The sequence below is a fragment of the Microtetraspora fusca genome, from assembly GCF_001570365.1.
GTDB lineage: Bacteria > Actinomycetota > Actinomycetes > Streptosporangiales > Streptosporangiaceae > Microtetraspora > Microtetraspora fusca.
Genome location: NZ_BBYK01000038.1, coordinates 392927 through 410615 on the forward strand (window position 1 = coordinate 392927; position 17689 = coordinate 410615).

Genomic DNA, 17689 nt, shown 5'->3' on the forward strand with positions numbered 1-17689 from the left:
CCGGCCGACGGGCTGCGGTGGGCGCCCGGCCGTCATCCGACCCGCGCCCTCCTACGTACGGCGCCGCCGAGCCGCCGCAGGACGGTGCCCCTGCCGGTCGTCACCGACAGCCGCACCGACGCGGTCGCGTGCTCGGCCACCGTCAGCGGGAGCGCCGTCTCCGCGCCGAACCGGTCGCGGACGATCAGACGCAGGACGCTGTCGCCCGGCGGCAGGTCGTCGCCGGCGAAGTGGCAGGACCAGGCGAACCGCCCCGGCTTGGCCCGGGTGACCCGGATCCGCCGCCGCAGCACGGCGTCGCCGAGTTCGAGCAGCAGGTCGGGCCGCTCCTCTCCGGCCGCGGCGAGCAGGCCGGGGCAGTTGACGTGCCCCTCCACCCGGATCAGCGCGCCCTCGCCCGCCGCCCCGATCCGGGAGATCACCGCGGAGAGCGGCCGCGCCATGAGCAGGTCGCCGAAGCGGTCCAGCTCGGGCACGTCGAGGTAGACGCGCCCGGAGAGCACCCGGAGCGAGGCGGACGACACCGGCCGTTTGATCAGCTCCGGATCGCCCCGGTACGCTCCGACCGCCCGCAGCCCGCCGCCGAGACCGGTCACGAACTCGGCCAGCACCTCGGGCGCGATCTCCTTGAGCAGGATCGACATCCGGTGCGCGAACGCGGCGAGCTCCGCGTCGCCGAGCGCGGAGGCCGCCCGGCGCGTGTAGTGAAGCTGCATGTGGCCCGCCCAGCGCGCCACGGCCCGACGGACGGCGGGCGGCTGGTCGGCCAGGCCGCCGACCAGCCGCTCGACGACCGCGAGATGCTGCATGATCCGCTCGGGGCGGCCCCGGGAGTCCATGATCGAGGAGCCGTCGTCCCGGGTGCGGTAGCGGTAGCAGGGGCGGTCGGTCAGCACCACGCGCCGGGCGCGGAGCAGCAGCGGCAGCGTGAAGAGCACGTCTTCGAACGCCGTCCCCTCGGAGAACCTCGCCCCCGCGGCGGTCACCAGCTCGCGGCGGAAGATCTTGTTGCACGCGGACGGGTTGCCCACGATGTCCGGGGCCTCGGCCACGGAGCCGATCACGCGTTCCCCGACGACCAGCTCGCGCCGCCACGCCGGGCTCGGCCTCGGCGGCATTCCGAGCATGTCGCCGATCACCACGTCGGCGTCGTGCCGTTCGGCGGCGGCGAGCAGCGCGTCCAGGCCGCCCTCGGCGTACAGGTCGTCGGAGTCGAGGAAGGCGAGGTAGCGGCCCGAGGCCAGGTCCGTCCCCCGGTTGCGCGCCGCGCCCAGTCCCGCGTTCTCCTGCCGGACGAGCCGGACCGAGGGCCGGTCCCGCGCGTACGCCTCGGCGATCTCGCCGGAGCCGTCCGTCGAGCCGTCGTCGACGACGACCACCTCGATCCGGTCCCGGCACCGCTGGGCGTCGAGCGAGGCGAGGGCCTCGGGCAGCCATCTGGCCGTGTCACGCACCGGAACGACGACGGTGACATCGGGGACGCTCGTCGCGCCGAGGCCGGATCCCGAGGCTCCGTCCCTGCCGGGCGCGGTCACGCCCGGCCCCGTTGCGCCGCTGCCCACGGCAGCGCGACCGGGCGGGCGACCCGGCGCATGACCGGACGCGCGACGCGCCGCATCAGGATCCGAGTCACGCGGCGGCTCGCGTTCCGCCACCGCCTGCGGGTCGCCTGGCCTCGCGTCGCCTGCCTGCGCCACCGGTTGACCCGGTCCTGCAGCACCAGCGACCTGGCCCGGCACTTCTCGAGCTCGGCCTGCAGTCGTTGCGGGCTGACCGTCGTGGCGGACTCGGTGCGCACGATGCCCCACTTCTCGCCGACGTCCCAGAGCGTGCCGAACACCTCGTGGACCACGTCGTCGAGGTCCTCCTCCGGGGCGGCCACCAGGCGGGCCCTGCTCAGCGCCGCCGTACGCTCCAGCCGGGCGTGGACGACCTCGTCCCGCTCGTCGAGGGCGAGCGAGAGCACGCCGAGGGTGTTGCGGTCGGCGAAGGCGATCAACCGGCCCAGCGCGTCCTGGCCGGGCACCCAGCCCGCGGGGCAGTGGAACCGGAACGGCGTCGGGAAGCAGGATTCGGGCAGCTCCTCGGTGAGCGTCACCCGGGCGTCTCCCTCGTATCCCGCCTTGATCAGCCGCAGGTCCAGGTCCGGGTCGTCCAGGGGCGTGCGGCAGGCGTCGGCGACGCGGCTCCACGGCCCGGTGATCCGTACGGACACGTCCGGGGTCCAGCTCGCCAGCAGGCCGTCGACCGTGGCCTTGACCTCTTCGAACGAGGCGTCCCGGGCGTCCACGACCGCCTCGACGTACGGCACGCGGTAGCCGCGGCCGGGGGTCGCGCGCAGCCATCGAAAGGTCGGCACACGCTCGCCGAGGTAGGGCCAGTTGTGCCGCTTCACCTCCTGCTCGCGGCGCATGACGGCGGAGTCGCCGAGGTGCCAGGCGCGGGCGGCCCGGTCCGGGACGAAGACGGCGCCGGCCTGGGCGAGGCGGTAGCCCAGCTCGGTGTCCTCGCCGAGCGGCAGTGACTCGTCCATGCCGCCGGCCGACCGGAACAGCTCCGCCGGGACCGACGCGGAGGCGCCCACGTGGACCGAGAACGCGTCCACCCCGGCGGTGCGCAGGTCGCAGGTGCGGTTCCAGCGCTTCTCCGTCCACTGCGGCGTGCTGTCCTCCTCGTGGAACAGCTTGGCGACCGCGCCCGCCTCGGCGGCGACCAGGACCTCGTTCGGCGTCAGCTCGCCCGGCAGCCACTCCACGAACCTCAGATGGCCGAGCACGACGAGGTACCCGGCGAGATGGTGCCAGCGCATGTGCGCCTCGACGTGCCCGGGGAAGGGCACGACGTCGTCGTCCATCCAGTGGACGACATGGCCCTCGGCCGCCGCCGCGCCGAGGTTGCAGGCGTGCGGCTTGCCCCACCGTCCGTCGTCCGGGCGGAGCAGCCGCGTGCGCTCGGGCCGGATCTCGGGGAGCCGGGCCATCGGCCGCTCGCCGTCGTCCACGACGATCACTTCGAGCAGGTGGCGGGGGTAGGTCTGGGCGGCCAGGGCGGCCAGGGTCAGGGGAAGGGTCTCACCGGCGCCGCTGGTCGGGACCACCACGCTCACCGAGAGACAGGGCGTCCATTCGCCCGGCGCGGGAACGCCGTCGAGGACGCCGTGGTCGTTGGCCGGGATGCGCGGCTGCCGGATCGGGGATGTCACGGTTCCTGCCTCCAGTAGCCCACATGGGGCGTCGAAGCGCTTTCCATCAGTTGGTTGAAATGAAGCCCGCGCCACTGCTCCTGGTACGACTTGAGGAATGCCTGGACGGGGTGTCTCCAGGTGTGCGTCCGGGAGTGGCGTCGGCGCAGGACGTAATTGAGGCCGTGCGTGCGGTAGATCCGCCCTCCCGCGGCCTCCACGGACTCCAGGAGCTGGCCGTCCACCGTCTTGGCGATGGGGCGGAACCCGCCGACGGTCTCGAACATCTCGCGGGTGACCAGCATGGTCCCGCCCGCCACCAGCGAGGTGAACCGCTCGGTGCCGAGACGGCGGCGGACGGTGGTGTTGATCGGCTCCAGGTAGACGAACTCGGCGGCCGACCCGACCAGCTCGGCACCCGAATACCGCTGGGCGAGCAGGAGGTCGGCCAGGTGGTCGGGGCCGTACCAGTCGTGGTCGTCCACCTTGGCGAGGAACGACCCGGACGCGACGGCGGCCATGCGGTTCAGCAGCTCGCCGAACGGCACGCCGGCCGCGGCCTCGACGACCGTGATCCGCAGCGACGAGTCGGCGATCGCCCCTTGGACACCGGCCTCCCTGGCGGAGAACCCGTGCAGCCCGAGGATCACCTCGGCGCGCACCCCGCGCTGCCGTTCCATCTGCTCCAGAGCGAAGGCGACCATGTCCTTGCGGCACGTGCACAGCAGGACGGAGACGGGCGGCTCGTGGGGCAGCGCCAGCCCGGCCGAGACGGCGATGTTCCGCCAGCGCGGGATCGCGCCGTGCGTGCGCAGCGCGGCCCGCCGGAGGCGCACGCTGATCTCCTCGCGCCGCAGCTCGGACCCGAGCTGCTCCTCGTCCACGGCCGTGAGCGCGTCGGACAGCTCCGCCCCGAGCGCCGGGTCGGCGATGCCGTCGGCGTCCAGGATCACCGGGATGCCGGCGGCGGCGAGCCCGGCGACGATCCGCGCCCGGACCAGGCCGCCGGCCTCCACCCTGTGGACGGCGACCCCGACCGCGTCGCGGAGCCGGGAGACGTCGACATCCGTCAGCTCGCCCTCCGGGGACAGCCGGACCAGCTCGTCCAGCCCGCTGGTGATCGAATACCCGCCGGCCCTGCCGGTCAGGGTGGCGACCGGCCCCTTGGCGTTCTGGCGGAACCCGATGGGGTTGACGACGGTCTCGTCCACCGGCGGGAGCAGGTCGGGGTGCGCGGGGCCGTCCGGGACGTCGGTCAGCGGATCCCGGTCGGCGACCGGGATCCGCGTGTCCGGCCACGACGGCGCCGACCGTTCGACGACCCGGAGCACCAGGTCGCATCCCGGGGCGTCCCGCCGCTCCGCCACGGGCCCCTCCACTGCGGTAAGGGCCACATTCGGATCGCCGGGCCGCCAGCCGCAGGCGCCCTCGCCGGCCAGGCCGACCACCGGCTGGGCCAGGTGGCGCCGTCCGCCGAGCATGCCGTACAGGATGTGGGCGAGGACCTCGCCCCCGGGCACCGGCGCGGAGAACGTCGCCTCCACGCGCCAGCCGCGCCTGCGCCGCGTGATCCGCAGATCTGCGAGGAGGTGCCAGGCGGGGCTCTGCCCCGCGACGGGGAGCGGCTGTGCGGCCCACGGCGGCGCCTCCGCGATGACGACGCACACCTGCGTCGCGTCCGGGACCAGCGCCCCGAACGGCGCGGCCCGGCGCAGGTCGGCCGGTGTCCTGGCGGCGACGACGGCGCGTTCGACCGCCTCCCGGGGTGGGAGCTGGCCGGGGTCGGCGCCGTCCAGAACGGTCCAGGGGCCGGGGAAGTCGTGGCAGACGCGATCGAGCAGGGCCGGGTGGGAGCCGAACCCCAAACAGCCTCCCCAGGTCGTGCCCACGGTGCCCACCACCTCCAGGAGTGCCGGATTTCGTCGTTCTGACGCCCGAGCCAGCATCGCGAAGCGCGCTCCGGGATCGACCGTGTACCTCTGATCCTTGGGGCAACATTTACCGCCATTGGAGACGGGGAATACGCTGCGGCGGCCGTCGCGGGCGGCATTCGCCCCCGATCCGGGATGAAGGGAGTTTCGGCAGGTCAGCCAGGCTTTTGCGGGGATTCGACGGTGTGGGCGTTCGGTCCCCTTCCAGGGGATTACCAGCTGGACACGTTACGATGCCGCCTTACAAACCCCCGAGGAGCACCACCATGGCATTGCATCGTTTAGCACCACTCGCCGCCATTTGTGCGCTGACCCTGTCGGCCGCCCTCACCGCACCCGCCCAGGCCCAGGTTCAGGCGCACTCCACGGCCACGCAGCAGCGGGCCGCGGAGCCGTACTGCGCGACGCACAAATGCATCGCCCTCACCTTCGACGACGGTCCCGCCGAATATACGAACGACCTGTTGAAGGTGCTGAAGAAATACAAGGCGAAGGCGACGTTCTTCCTCATCGGCAACCGGGTGCAGAAGCATCCGAAGCTGGCGCAGAACATCGTCAAGGGCGGCCATGAGGTGGGCAACCACACCTGGAGCCACAAGTACCTGACCGACCTCGAGTACAAGGCCATTTACTCTGAGGTGAAGAAGGGTCAGGACATCATCAAGAAGACCACCGGCAAGACGCCGGTGCTCTTCCGAGCCCCCGGCGGGCTGATCAACGACGGCGTCCGCACGATCATCGCGAAGTTCGGGATGTACCAGATCCCGGGCACGGTGGCCACGCAGGACTACATCAAGGACTATCGCGACGTCGAGTTCCTGACCGGCCGGGCCCTGGACATCGCCGGCCAGGACGAGGTCGTGCTGATGCACGAGACCGTCAAGCAGACCGCCCAGTCCATGTCCGAGGTGCTCAAGGAGCTGACCGCCCAGGGCTACTCGTTCGTGACGGTCTCCAAGCTGCTCGAAGGCCAGGAGCTGGTCCCGGGAGAGAGCTATCCCGAGCAGCTCCCGCTGAGCGGCGACTGACCCCTCCGCCCGCGCGTACGGCGGAGGGCCACGCCGGGGAGGGCACGGGACGGGACGTCGTCCCGCTCGTGCCGCCCTCCCCGGCGCGACACGAGCCTTTCCCCGCCGCCGCCCGTTCCGGCCCTTCTCAGAGAGCCGTCACGGGGCGGCGGCGATCCCCCGCGAGCGCGGGGTCACTCCCACTCGATGGTGCCCGGGGGCTTGCTGGTGACGTCCACGGCCACCCGGTTGACCTCGCGCACCTCGTTCGTGATGCGGGTCGAGATCCGGGCGAGCACGTCGTACGGCACGCGGGCCCAGTCGGCGGTCATCGCGTCCTCGGACGTGACCGGCCGGAGCACCACGGGGTGGCCGTAGGTGCGTCCGTCGCCCTGGACGCCGACCGAGCGGACGTCGGCGAGCAGCACGACCGGGCACTGCCAGATCTCCCGGTCGAGGCCGGCGCGGGACAGCTCCTCACGGGCGATCGCGTCCGCCTCGCGCAGGATGTCGAGCCGCTCGCGGGTCACCTCGCCGATGATCCGGATGCCCAGGCCGGGGCCGGGGAACGGCTGCCGCCACACCATCGCGGCGGGCAGGCCGAGCTCCTCGCCGGCCCGCCTGACCTCGTCCTTGAACAGCGTCCGCAGCGGCTCGACCAGCTCGAACCGCAGGTCCTCGGGCAGGCCGCCCACGTTGTGGTGGGACTTGATGTTGGCCGTGCCGGTGCCGCCGCCGGACTCGACGACGTCGGGGTAGAGCGTGCCCTGGACGAGGAAGTCGACCGGTCCGTCGGCCAGGATCGCCCGCTGCTCGTCCTCGAAGACCCGGATGAACTCGCGGCCGATGATCTTGCGCTTCTCCTCCGGGTCGACCACGCCGGCCAGCGCCTTGAGGAACCGCTCCTCCGCGTCCACCACCCGCAGCTTGACGCCGGTCGCCTCGACGAAGTCGCGCTCGACCTGCTCGGCCTCGCCCTTGCGCAGCAGGCCGTGGTCGACGAACACGCAGGTCAGCCGGTCGCCGATGGCCCGCTGCACGATCGCGGCGGCGACCGCCGAGTCGACCCCGCCGGACAGCGCGCAGATCGCCCGGCCGTCGCCGACCTGCTCGCGCACGGCGGCGATCGCGTCGTCCACGATGTTGAGCATGGTCCACGAGGGACGGCAGCCGGCCGCGTCCAGGAAGTGCTTCATGACGGCCTGGCCGTGCTCGGAGTGGAGCACCTCGGGGTGGAACTGCACGCCGTAGAACCCGCGCTCGGGGCTCTCGAAGCCGGCCACCGGGGTGTCGGCGGTCGAGGCGGTCACCGCGAACCCGGCCGGGGCGGCCACCACGGAGTCGCCGTGCGACATCCAGACCTGCTGGACCGGCGGGAGGCCGGCGAAGAGTTCGCCCTCCTGCACGACCTTGAGCTCGGTGCCGCCGAACTCGGCCGCGCCGGTCTTGGCGACCTCGCCGCCCAGGGCCAGGGCCATCGCCTGGAAGCCGTAGCAGATGCCGAAGGTCGGCACGCCGGTCTCGAACAGGCCCTCCGGGACGGCGGGGGCTCCCTCGGCGTACACCGACGACGGCCCGCCGGACAGGATGATCGCCTTCGGCTTTCTGGCCATCATCTCCGAGACCGGCATCGTGCTCGGCACGATCTCGGAGTAGACATGGCACTCACGCACTCGTCGCGCGATCAGCTGCGCGTACTGCGCGCCGAAGTCGACGACAAGGACAGTGTCGAACTCAGACACCGGAAGAACCCCCAAAGGCTGCGAGCGGTATGCCCAGTCTATCGGCGGCCTTCCGGCGCCCGGCCCACTCTCGGCTCCCTCGGGGACGGGAATCGCCGCTGATCGCCCGGGGTGCGACGGGTCCTACACCGGGTGGACGGCCAGGGCCGGATAGTCGGTGTACCCGCGGTGGTCGCCGCCGAAGGCGGTGGCGAAGTCGGGCGCGTTGAGCGGCGCGCCGAGCCGGAGCCGGAGCGGCAGGTCGGGGTTGGCCAGGAACGCCGAGCCGAACGCGACCAGGTCGGCGCCCCACTCCAGCCGCCGGGAGGCGGTGGCGACGAGGTCGCCGGCGCCCGGCTCGTTCAGGATCAGCGTGTTCGGCCAGAGCTCACGGATCCGCCGGTCGAGGCCGTCGTCGCCGGACGTCATCAGGTGCACGTAGGCCAGGTCGAGGCGGGCCAGGGCGGCGACCAGCGCCGGGTAGACCTCGTGCGTGTCCTCCTCGACCAGGCCCTGCGCGCCGTTCGCGGGCGAGAGGCGGATGCCGACCCGGGACGCGCCGATCGCCTCCGCCGCCGCCTCGGCGGCCTCGACGGCGAACCGGATCCGGCCGGCCACCGAGCCGCCGTACCGGTCGTCGCGCAGGTTGGCGTTCTGCGACAGGAACTGGTGGATCAGGTAGCCGTTCGCGCCGTGCAGCTCCACCCCGTCGAACCCGGCGTCGATCGCCCGCCGGGCGGCGTCGGCGAAGTCTCGCACGGTCGCCTCCGTCTCGGCGGTGGTCAGCGCCGTCGGCACCGGGTAGTCCTGCGGACCGGTGTGCGTGTGGATCTGCCCCGGGGCCGGTACGGCCGAGGGCGCGACGGGCAGCAGGCCGGTGTTGTCGGGGTGGCCGACCCGGCCGGCGTGCATGATCTGGGCGAAGATCCGGCCGCCCGCCGCGTGGACGGCGTCGGTCACCTCCCGCCAGCCGGCCACCTGCTCATCGGTGTGCAGTCCGGGGGTGTTCACGTATCCCTGGCCGACCGCGCTCGGCTGGATGCCCTCGGTGACGATCAGTCCGGCCGACGCGCGCTGGGCGTAGTAGAGCGCGGTCAGGGAGGAGGGGATGCCGTCCACGTACGCGCGGGAGCGGGTCATGGGAGCCATGGCGAGGCGGTTGTGCAGCGGCAGGCCACCGAGGTCGTAAGGGGTGAACAACATTGCGCTAGATCCTTTCTTGGTCGGCCAACTTGTGCGGCCAAGAAATACTTCTACATCTTGGTCGGCCAACTTGCAAGAGGTAGGCTGATCGCCGGAGGGAGGCCGACATGGCGGAGTCGGTGACGTACGAGGCGACCAGGCGGCCCGGGTCGCCCCCGGTGGCAGAGGATCACGACGGGCTGAGCTGTCGCATGGCCAAGGCCGCGCTGGGCCATCGCGTCCTGCTCGCCGGCCTGCTGGCCGAGATCGATCTCTACCCCGGCCAGGACCGGGTGCTGCTCGCCCTGTGGGAGCACGGCCCGCAGTCGCAGAACAAGCTCGCCGCCCTGCTCGGCATCGACGTCTCCACGATGACCCGGAGCCTGCAACGCCTGGAGCGGAGCGGTTTCATCAGCCGCTGCCCGTCCCCGGCCAACCGGCGGATCAGCGTGGTGAGCACCACCCCCAAGGGCGACGCCCTGCGGCCGGAGGTCATGCGCGTCCTCGGCGAGGTCCACGGGCGCATGGTCGAAGGGCTGACCGCCGAGGAGGTGGCCACGCTCTGCGCGCTGCTCGACGTGGTGCGCGACAACCTGTGCGGCGACGCGACATGCGACGTCGGCGCCTGCTGACGCCGGGAACCTCGCAGCCCGCGGCTCGTGGCTAGGTGACGTCCACGATGGGCAGGCGCAGCGCGCCGGGGGCGGCGGCAGGGACGGCCGGGCGGCGCGGGGCCACCGGCGCGATCCGCGCGTAACGCGAGCCGAGCGCGGGACGCGGGTCGGGGTCTCCCTTGTTGGGCCAGAACGCCATCGCCCGCTCCGCCTGGGCGGTGATCGTGAGCGACGGGTTCACGCCGGGGTTGGCCGAGACCGCCGACCCGTCCACCACGTGCAGGCCCTCGTAGCCGTAGAGCCGGTGGTAGGGGTCGATCACGCCGGTCTCCGGCGAGTCCCCGATCGCGCAGCCACCGAGGAAGTGCGCGGTCGCCGGGATGTCGAACAGGTCCAGCCAGGACCCGGCCGCGATGCCGCCGATCTCCCCGGCCGCGAGCCGCGCCGCCCGGTGCCCGGCCGGGATCCAGGTCGGGTTGGGCTCGCCGTGGCCGGGCCCGGCGCGCAGCCTCCCCCGGCGCATCGACAGCGTGATCGAGTTGTCCTTGGCCTGCATGACCAGGGCGATGATCGACCGCTCCGACCATCGGCGGAGGTTCAACAGGCGCGGCACCAGACGCGGGCGGCGCGCCGCCTCGCCGAGGAACCGCAGCCAGCGGGGCGCGCCGCCGCCGTCGATCAGGAGCGTGCGCAGCAGGCCCATCGCGTTCGAGCCGTCGCCGTACCGGACCGGCTCGACGTGCGTGTGCGCGTCCGGGTGGAACGAGGATGTGATCGCCACGCCGCGGTTGAGCTTGTCGCCCTTCGCCGACGGCCGCTCGAAGCCGAGCAGGGCCTCGGAGTTCGTCCGCGTCAGCGTGCCGAGCCGGGGCGAGATGCGGGGCAGCGTGCCCGCGCGCAGGCGATGCAGCAGCCGCTGCGTGCCGTACGTCCCGGCGGCGAAGACGACCTGCCGGGCGGTGACGACCCGGCGCACGCGCGGGGAGCCGGTCCTCCTGACGGAGACGGCGTAGCCGCCCCTGACGGGGCGCACGCCGGTGACCGTGGCCTCGGGGTGGACCCGCGCGCCCGCCCGCTCGGCCAGGTAGAGGTAGTTCTTGATCAGCATGTTCTTCGCGCCGTGGCGGCAGCCCGTCATGCACTCGCCGCACTCCGTGCAGCCGCGGCGGCGCGGCCCGGCCCCGCCGAAGTACGGGTCCGCCACCTCGACGCCGGGCTCGCCGAAGAACACCCCGACGGGGGCGAGGCGGAAGGTGTCGCCCACCCCCATGCGCCCGGCCACGGTGCGCATCACCTCGTCCGCCCTGGTGAGCGTCGGGTTGCGCACCACGCCGAGCATGCGGGCGGCCTGGTCGTAGTACGGCGCGAGCTCGGCCTTCCAGTCGGTGATGCCGCTCCACTGCGGGTCACGGAAGAACGGGTCGAGCGGCTCGTACAGCGTGTTCGCGTAGACGAGCGAGCCGCCGCCCACGCCCGCCCCGGCGAGGACCATCACGCCGTTCTTACCGCCGATCACGTGGACGCGCTGGATGCCCTTCAATCCGAGCGCCGGCGCCCACAGGAAGTCGCGCAGCCGCCACGACGTCTTCGGCAGCGTGCTCTCGTCGAAGCGGCGGCCCGCCTCCAGGACGGCGACGGAGTATCCCTTCTCGGTCAGCCGGAGGGCGGCGACGCTGCCGCCGAACCCGGAGCCGATGACGACGACGTCGTAGTCCACCGCTTCCTCCTCGCCCCCTCGCCCGTCCCTGCCGGCCCTCACTTCAGGTGGAGCTTCTTCATCACCTTCAACAGCCCGGCCAGGGTGTCGGCGTACCGGTCGTACGCCATGCCCAGGACGGGGTCGAACCCGAGCCACGACGCCTGGCCGGCGACGGTCTGGGACTCGGTGTACTTCAGCAGGCCCTCGGCTCCGTGCCGGCGCCCGAGGCCGGAGGACTTCATGCCGCCCATCGGGGCGTCGTAGGAGGCGTAGGCGGCGGCGTACCCCTCGTTGATGTTGACCGTACCGGCCTTGATCCGCGCGGCGAGGGCGCGTCCGCGGGCGAGGTCGCGGGTCCAGATCGACGCGTTGAGGCCGTAGACGGTGTCGTTGGCCGTCGCGACGACCTCGTCCTCGTCGCGGAAGCGGTACAGCGCGACGACCGGGCCGAAGGTCTCGTTGCCGCACACGTCCATCTCGTCGGTGACGCCGGCGAGTACGGTCGGCTCGTAGAACAGCGGCCCGAGGTCGGGGCGGGCCCGGCCGCCGGTGAGCACCGTCGCGCCCTTCTCGACCGCGTCGGCGACGTGCGCCGTCACCGCGTCGAGCTGGCGGGGGAAGGTGAGCGAGCCCATCTGGACCGACCAGTCCAGGCCGGGGCCGATCTTCATGTTCCGGGTCGCCCGGACGAACCGGTCGGCGAACGCGTCGTAGACCGAGTCGTGGACGTAGAGCCGCTCGATCGAGATGCAGAGCTGGCCGGCGTTGGTGAAGCAGGCCCGCAGCGCGCCGTGCGCGGCCCGGTCGAGGTCGGCGTCCTCCAGCACGATCATCGGGTTCTTGCCGCCGAGCTCCAGGGAGCAGCCGATGAGCCGCTTGGCCGCCTCCTCGGCGATCTTGCGACCGCCGCGGGTGGACCCGGTGAACGCGACGTAGTCGGCGCCGTCGATCAGAGGGTCGCCGACGGCGGCCGGGTCGCCGGTCACGACCTGCCAGATCTCGCGCGGCATCCCCAGCTCCACGAGGAGGTCGATCGTCCACAGCGTGGAGAGCGCGGTCTGGCTGTCGGGCTTGTGGACCACGGTGTTGCCCGCGATCAGCGCGGGGACCACGTCGGTCACGCCCAGGGAGAGCGGGTAGTTCCACGGGCTGATCAGCGCGACCGTGCCCTTCGGATGGCGCTGCTCGACCACCTGGGTGGCGATCGGGAAGATGCCCTTACGCTTTCGCGGGGCGAGCAGCCGGGACGCCTGCCGCGCGTAGTACAGCGCGCACCCGGCCACGTCGAGCACCTCCTCGAAGGCGTGCCGCCGGGCCTTGCCCGTCTCCGTCTGGACGATGTCGAGGATCTCCTCGCGCCGGTTGAGTATGGCGTCGTGCAGCCGGAGGAAGGGGGCGACCCGCTCCGCGACCGGCCGCGCCGCCCATGCCTCCTGCGCCGCCCTGGCCGTGGCGTACGCCCGGCGGACGTCCTCGGCGGTCGAGACGGGGAGCTCGACGAGGGTCTCACCGGTGAAGGGCGCGGGGACCTCCACGGTCTTCCCTTCGGACGTGACGTGCCGGACAATGCGCTCAAGCATGCGGGGGTCCATGCCCGGAAGGATATTCCGGAGCAACACTCGTGACTACTGGTCGGTAGGCAACCATCGGGACACGAGGGTTCCGACCGCTGGGATTACCCGCCAGAATCCAGCTATGCCAGGAAATGTCGAGCCACACGGGAATCTCGCGCCGACCGCGAGCACCGTTCTGTGATGGCGGGCCCCGACGTCGCCCCGCTGCGGCCGACGGATCCGGGCCGCCTCGGCTCCTACGCCCTCACCGGACGGCTCGGCGAGGGCGGCCAGGGAGTCGTCTATCTCGGTGCCGGCCCCTCGGGCGAGCCGGTCGCCGTCAAGTGGCTGCGCGCCGACCTCGCAGGCGACGCCTCCATGCGCGAGCGCTTCCTGCGCGAGGCGACGTCCGCCAAGCGCGTGGCGCCGTTCTGCACCGCCCAGGTCATGGACACCGGCGTCGAGCAGGAGCGCCCGTACATCGTCAGCGAGTACATCGAGGGGCCCTCGCTGCAGCAGCGCGTGCAGGCCTCCGGCCCCATCTCCGGCCCGGCGCTGCACCGCCTCGCCGTGGGCACCGCCACCGCTCTCGCGGCCATCCACCAGGCCGGAGTGGTCCACCGCGACCTGAAACCGGCCAACGTCATCATGGGCCCCGACGGCCCGCGGGTGATCGACTTCGGCATCGCCCGCGCGGTGGACTCCTCGAACACGCTCACCTCGCAGCCGGTCGGCACGCCGTCGTACATGTCGCCGGAGCAGATCATGGGCGAGCCGGCCGGGCCGGCCGCGGACCTGTTCGCCTGGGGCTGCACGATCGTCAGCGCCGCCACCGGACGGGCGCCGTTCGGCAACGACACGATGCCCGCGGTGATCAACCGGATCCTGAACTCCCCTCCCGACCTGGGGAACCTCGGCGCGCCGCTGCGCGACGTGGTGACCGCCTGCCTGGCCAAGGACCCGCGCGCCCGGCCCACCGCCGAGCAGGTGCTGCTCCGTCTGCTGCAGAACTCGGCGGCCGGCCCGGCCGACCTGAGCGAGGCCGCGGCCGCGGCGTCCCCCGGGCCGGCGCCCACGCGCCCCATGCCCGGCGGGGCACCGATCCCGTCGACGGACCCCGGGGCGTACGGGTACCCGGGACGTCCCTACGCCCCCGGCCCCTACCCTCCTCCGCCGCCGTCGCCGCACGCCGTCCCGTATCCCGCGGCGTACCGGCCGGGGGTCTACCCCACGCCCCCCGGCGGACCGGACGGCGGACGCTCCGGCGCCAGGACGGCGCTCGTGGCGGTGACCGCGGTGGCGGCGCTCGCCGCCGTCGCCCTGGTGGCCTGGCTCGTGCTCCGGCCCGGCGACACGTCCCTTCCTCCTGTGGCGTCGACGGACACGCGCACGCCCGCCGTCTCGTCGTCGCCGCCGGCGACGACGCCCGCTCCCACCGTCTCGCCCGTGCCGACGTCCGGGGTGACCAGCGTGAAGCTGCCCGGCGTGCGGGCCACGCTGTACGAGCGCCCGGACGACCCGATGCGGCTGACCTACTACGAGGTCGAGGACAAAGCCAAGAACACCTGGATCAACTACCCCAGGAACTCGGCGAACGGGTCGTTCACCAAGAGCACGAAGTACTGGCAGCAGTCGCTCTCCCTCGACGGCACGCTCTCCGCCGGGCGGAGCAAGAAGTACACCGAGGACGGCTACCACGGCATCGACATCATCACCAGGACCACCGGCGCCGTCCGCACGATCAAGACCGTGAAAAGCCCCCTGACCTACGAGTACGCCGAGTGGACCCGCAAGGGCGACCGCCTGCTGCTCAGCATCAGGAACCCGGGCGGCAGCACGTGGACGACCAAGGGGTTCGTCGTGATCGACGTCGCCGACGGGACGGCCCGGGTGAATCAGATCAACGACCCGGCCATCAAGGAGGGCCGGTTCTACTGGAACGGCGACGAGACCATGGTCGCCACCTACTTCCACAGCGGGAAGACCGCCGGGGTCCGCTTCTACGACCTCAGCGGAAAGATCGTCACGACCCTCGACGGCGTCGGCAAGCCGTACAACACGTCCTCGGGGCTGTTCTCACCGTCCGGCGACACGATGGTCACGGAGTGCCCGGACGCGCGGAGCAAGGTGTGCGTGTGGGACTCCACCTCGGGGGCGGAGACGACCCGGTTCGGCTCCGACTGCTCCAAGGTGCTCGGCTGGTGGGACGCGGCGCACCTGTTCTGCTGGACCGCGCCCGAATCGGGTGAGGCGAGCGTGATCGTCGTCGATCTCGACGGCTCCACCGTGCGCACCCTGCTGGAGAGCACCCAGTCGGACATCCTCGGCCCCTTCTACACGCGTACCGGCGGCGGCTGAACCCACCCGCACGGTGATCCGTAACTAGGGGCATGAGGACATCGATTCGTACGGCGGGAGCCGTCGTGCTCGCCGGGCTGCTCGCCGCGGCGTGTTCCGGAAGCCGTGCGGCGTCCGCCCCCGAGGCGGCCGACCTGAGCGGGAAGATCCGCCTGGTCTCCTATACGAACTGCGACGACATGCTGGCCGGCCTGCGCGGCGCGGCCGAGAAGAACGTCACGCAGTGGGGTTTCGGCGAGGCCGTGATGTTCATGGCCAGGGACGCCAAGGCCATGGACACCATGGCGGAGGGCAAGCAGGCGGCGGTCCCGGAGCAGGCGCACTCCACCACGAACGTGCAGGAGGCCGGCGTAGACGAGCCGGACCTGGTCAAGACCGACGGCAAGCGTGTGATCGTCGTGGACCAGGGCGTGCTGCGCGTGATCGACGCCGCGACCCGCAAGGTCACCGGGACGCTCCGGCTGGTTCCCAAGGAGGAGAGCTGGTTCCCGGCGGACCTGCTCGTGTCCGGCGACCGCGCGCTGGTGCTGGTCCAGAGCGGCGGCATCATCCCGTTCGGCGCGATGGCGAAGGTGCGGCCGGGGTCGAACGGGCCCAAGTACATGCTCGTCGACCTGTCCGGCCCGCCGAAGCTCCTCGGCACGCTCAGCGCGAGCGGCTCGCACATCGACGCCCGCCAGGTCGGCTCCACCGTGCGGATCGTGGTCAGGTCCCAGCCCGAGATCGAGTTCCCGCCTCCGAAACCCGACGCCTCCCCGCAGGACATGCTCGCGGCCAACCGCGAGGCTGTGCGCACCGCGCCCATCGAGGCGTGGCTGCCCCGGTTCGAGGTCACCTCGGAGGGCCGGAGCCGTACCGGCCAAGTGGGGTGCGACCAGGTCAGCCACCCGGAGGAGTTCACCGGGACCTCGATGCTGACCGTCTTCACCGTGGACCTCGCCGGGACGCTCGACGCGGTCCCCCCGATCAGCGTGGCCGCCGACGGCGACACCGTGTACGGCACGGGCGACAGCCTCTACGTGACCAGCAACCCCCGCTGGTGGTTCCGTCCCATGCCGATCGACGACGCGCCGCCCACGCCGGTGGAGGAGCCGAGCGCGTCCGACGTCGCCCCCCAGGTCGAGCCGAGCACGAGCCCGGCCGAGGAGGTCACCGTCACGCCGGAGCCCCAGGTCACGCCCGAGGAGGGCGGCGCTTCCCCGGCCCCCACCCCGGTGCCCGAGGAGGTCCGCCCGTCGGCCACCCCGAGCGGTGCCCCCGAGGAGATCACCCCCGCGCCCACGCCGACCGACCCACCGGAGCAGACCGAGGTGCACCGGTTCGACATCACCGGCACGGGAGCCCCGCGCTACGTCAGCTCCGGCGTCGTCCCGGGACGGCTGCTGAACCAGTACTCGCTGTCCGAGCACGCGGGCCACCTGCGGGTGGCGACCACCTCGAACGCCCAGGTGTTCGGCGGCCCCGCCGAGAAGAGCTCGAGCGGCGTCTATGTGCTCAACTCCGACACGCTCGCCCAGGTGGGCGCGGTGACCGGCCTCGGGAAGGGCGAGCGCATCTACTCCGTCCGGTTCATCGGGGACGTCGGCTACGTCGTCACGTTCCGCCAGGTGGACCCGCTCTACACACTCGACCTGCGCGACCCGGCGGCGCCGAAGGTCACCGGCGAGCTGAAGATCTCCGGCTACTCGGCGTACCTGCACCCGGCGGGCGACGGGCGGCTGCTCGGCATCGGCCAGGAGGCGAGCGCGCAGGGCCGGGTCCTCGGCACCCAGATCTCGCTGTTCGACGTCGCCGACCCGGCGAACCCGCGGCTGCTCTCCCGCTTCCACCAGCGGAACTCCGGCTCCGAGGCCGAGTGGGATCCCCACGCGTTCCTCTACTGGCCGCAGAGCGGGCTCGCGATGCTGCCGCTGCAGAACTACAACGCCGACTGGCGCGACGGCAGCTCGGCGCTCGTGCTCAAGGTCACCGACGGCGCGATCACGCGGGCCGGCACCATCCGGCACCCGGGCTTCAAGGGCAGGGACGACGTCCCGACGCCCGATCCCTCCATCCGCCGCTGCGTCGTCATCGGTGACACGGTCTGGACGGTCTCCGGGCTCGGCGTGAAGGTCAGCGACGCCGCCACCCTCGCCGACCGGGGCTGGATCCCGTTCACCTGACGAGCGGGTCAGACACGACGAGGAGCTGTTTCCCGGATCAGGTGCGGAGCCAGATGATCAGGGCGGCCAGGCTGTCCGTGCGGGTGCGCGGGCGTCCTGGCCCCCATCGGGGGATGCGGATGGCCTCCAGCACTCGCCGGAACTGAGGGCTGTCGCCGTACTGGCCAGGTGTCAGGGCCGGCGACAGTTCGCCAACGCGCGGGCGGTTCCGCCCGGTGTCGCAATCACGACATGGCGGACAAACGGCACCTGCGACACCTGGTGCACCAGGCACCTCGTCA

Annotated in this window: 11 protein-coding genes; 4 read left to right on the top strand and 7 right to left on the bottom strand. The window is 72.4% G+C overall.

The features are described 5' to 3' along the window. Nucleotides 1-32: 32 nt before the first annotated feature. The 3 genes from AWQ68_RS43375 to AWQ68_RS43380 are packed head-to-tail and all read right to left on the bottom strand — an operon-like array spanning nucleotide 33 to nucleotide 5070. Nucleotides 33-1535, bottom strand: a complete 1503-nt coding sequence (locus AWQ68_RS43375; protein WP_169808830.1) for a glycosyltransferase — start codon at nucleotides 1533-1535, stop codon at nucleotides 33-35. Beyond that, a complete protein-coding gene (locus tag AWQ68_RS01875; protein ID WP_169808831.1) occupies nucleotides 1532-3202 on the bottom strand; it encodes a glycosyltransferase family 2 protein in 1671 nt (556 codons plus the stop codon). Before AWQ68_RS01875 ends, AWQ68_RS43375 begins: the two co-directional genes overlap by 4 nt. Further along, the gene (locus tag AWQ68_RS43380) at nucleotides 3199-5070 is read right to left on the bottom strand and encodes a glycosyltransferase family 2 protein (RefSeq protein WP_169808832.1); all 1872 of its coding nucleotides are present in this window, start codon (nucleotides 5068-5070) and stop codon (nucleotides 3199-3201) included. Before AWQ68_RS43380 ends, AWQ68_RS01875 begins: the two co-directional genes overlap by 4 nt. A 308-nt stretch (nucleotides 5071-5378) precedes the next feature. On the opposite strand from AWQ68_RS43380, the gene AWQ68_RS01885 reads away from it, so the two are divergent. After that, entirely contained in the window at nucleotides 5379-6140 is a 762-nt protein-coding gene (locus AWQ68_RS01885) for a polysaccharide deacetylase family protein (protein WP_066933483.1), read from the top strand. Nucleotides 6141-6313: 173 nt separating this feature from the next. On the opposite strand, the gene guaA is transcribed toward AWQ68_RS01885, so the two are convergent. Both guaA and AWQ68_RS01895 read right to left on the bottom strand, forming a co-directional pair. Further along, nucleotides 6314-7876 (bottom strand): glutamine-hydrolyzing GMP synthase, encoded by a 1563-nt coding sequence (gene guaA / locus AWQ68_RS01890; RefSeq protein WP_066933486.1) that lies wholly within the window; start codon nucleotides 7874-7876, stop codon nucleotides 6314-6316. A 108-nt stretch (nucleotides 7877-7984) separates the two neighbouring features. Further along, nucleotides 7985-9043: an alkene reductase gene (locus AWQ68_RS01895; RefSeq protein ID WP_066933490.1), complete on the bottom strand. Its 1059-nt coding sequence runs from the start codon at nucleotides 9041-9043 to the stop codon at nucleotides 7985-7987. A 107-nt stretch (nucleotides 9044-9150) separates the two neighbouring features. Here AWQ68_RS01895 and AWQ68_RS01900 point away from each other — a divergent pair, with 107 nt between their 5' ends. Continuing rightward, nucleotides 9151-9654, top strand: coding sequence for a MarR family winged helix-turn-helix transcriptional regulator (locus tag AWQ68_RS01900; RefSeq protein WP_066933493.1), 504 nt, complete (start codon nucleotides 9151-9153; stop codon nucleotides 9652-9654). 31 nt (nucleotides 9655-9685) lie between these two features. Here the strand turns inward: AWQ68_RS01900 and AWQ68_RS01905 are convergent, their stop codons facing one another. Both AWQ68_RS01905 and AWQ68_RS01910 read right to left on the bottom strand, forming a co-directional pair. Next, nucleotides 9686-11353, bottom strand: a complete 1668-nt coding sequence (locus tag AWQ68_RS01905; RefSeq protein WP_066933496.1) for a GMC oxidoreductase — start codon at nucleotides 11351-11353, stop codon at nucleotides 9686-9688. 38 nt (nucleotides 11354-11391) lie between these two features. Further along, nucleotides 11392-12927 (bottom strand): succinic semialdehyde dehydrogenase, encoded by a 1536-nt coding sequence (locus AWQ68_RS01910; protein ID WP_066933499.1) that lies wholly within the window; start codon nucleotides 12925-12927, stop codon nucleotides 11392-11394. Between the two features lie 162 nt (nucleotides 12928-13089). Between AWQ68_RS01910 and AWQ68_RS01915 the strand changes: the two genes are divergently transcribed. After that, complete coding sequence (locus AWQ68_RS01915) at nucleotides 13090-15246, top strand: serine/threonine protein kinase (RefSeq protein WP_066933502.1); 2157 nt, start codon at nucleotides 13090-13092, stop codon at nucleotides 15244-15246. 32 nt (nucleotides 15247-15278) lie between these two features. Continuing rightward, nucleotides 15279-17408: a beta-propeller domain-containing protein gene (locus AWQ68_RS01920; RefSeq protein ID WP_066933505.1), complete on the top strand. Its 2130-nt coding sequence runs from the start codon at nucleotides 15279-15281 to the stop codon at nucleotides 17406-17408. Nucleotides 17409-17689 lie beyond the last annotated feature (281 nt).

Coding starts and splice junctions, on each gene's coding strand:
- AWQ68_RS01910 (WP_066933499.1), bottom strand. CDS start 12,927: ATGGACCCCCGCATGCTTGAGCGCATTGTCCGGCACGTCACGTCCGAA.
- AWQ68_RS01900 (WP_066933493.1), top strand. CDS start 9,151: ATGGCGGAGTCGGTGACGTACGAGGCGACCAGGCGGCCCGGGTCGCCC.
- AWQ68_RS01885 (WP_066933483.1), top strand. CDS start 5,379: ATGGCATTGCATCGTTTAGCACCACTCGCCGCCATTTGTGCGCTGACC.
- AWQ68_RS01920 (WP_066933505.1), top strand. CDS start 15,279: ATGAGGACATCGATTCGTACGGCGGGAGCCGTCGTGCTCGCCGGGCTG.
- AWQ68_RS01895 (WP_066933490.1), bottom strand. CDS start 9,043: ATGTTGTTCACCCCTTACGACCTCGGTGGCCTGCCGCTGCACAACCGC.
- AWQ68_RS01915 (WP_066933502.1), top strand. CDS start 13,090: ATGGCGGGCCCCGACGTCGCCCCGCTGCGGCCGACGGATCCGGGCCGC.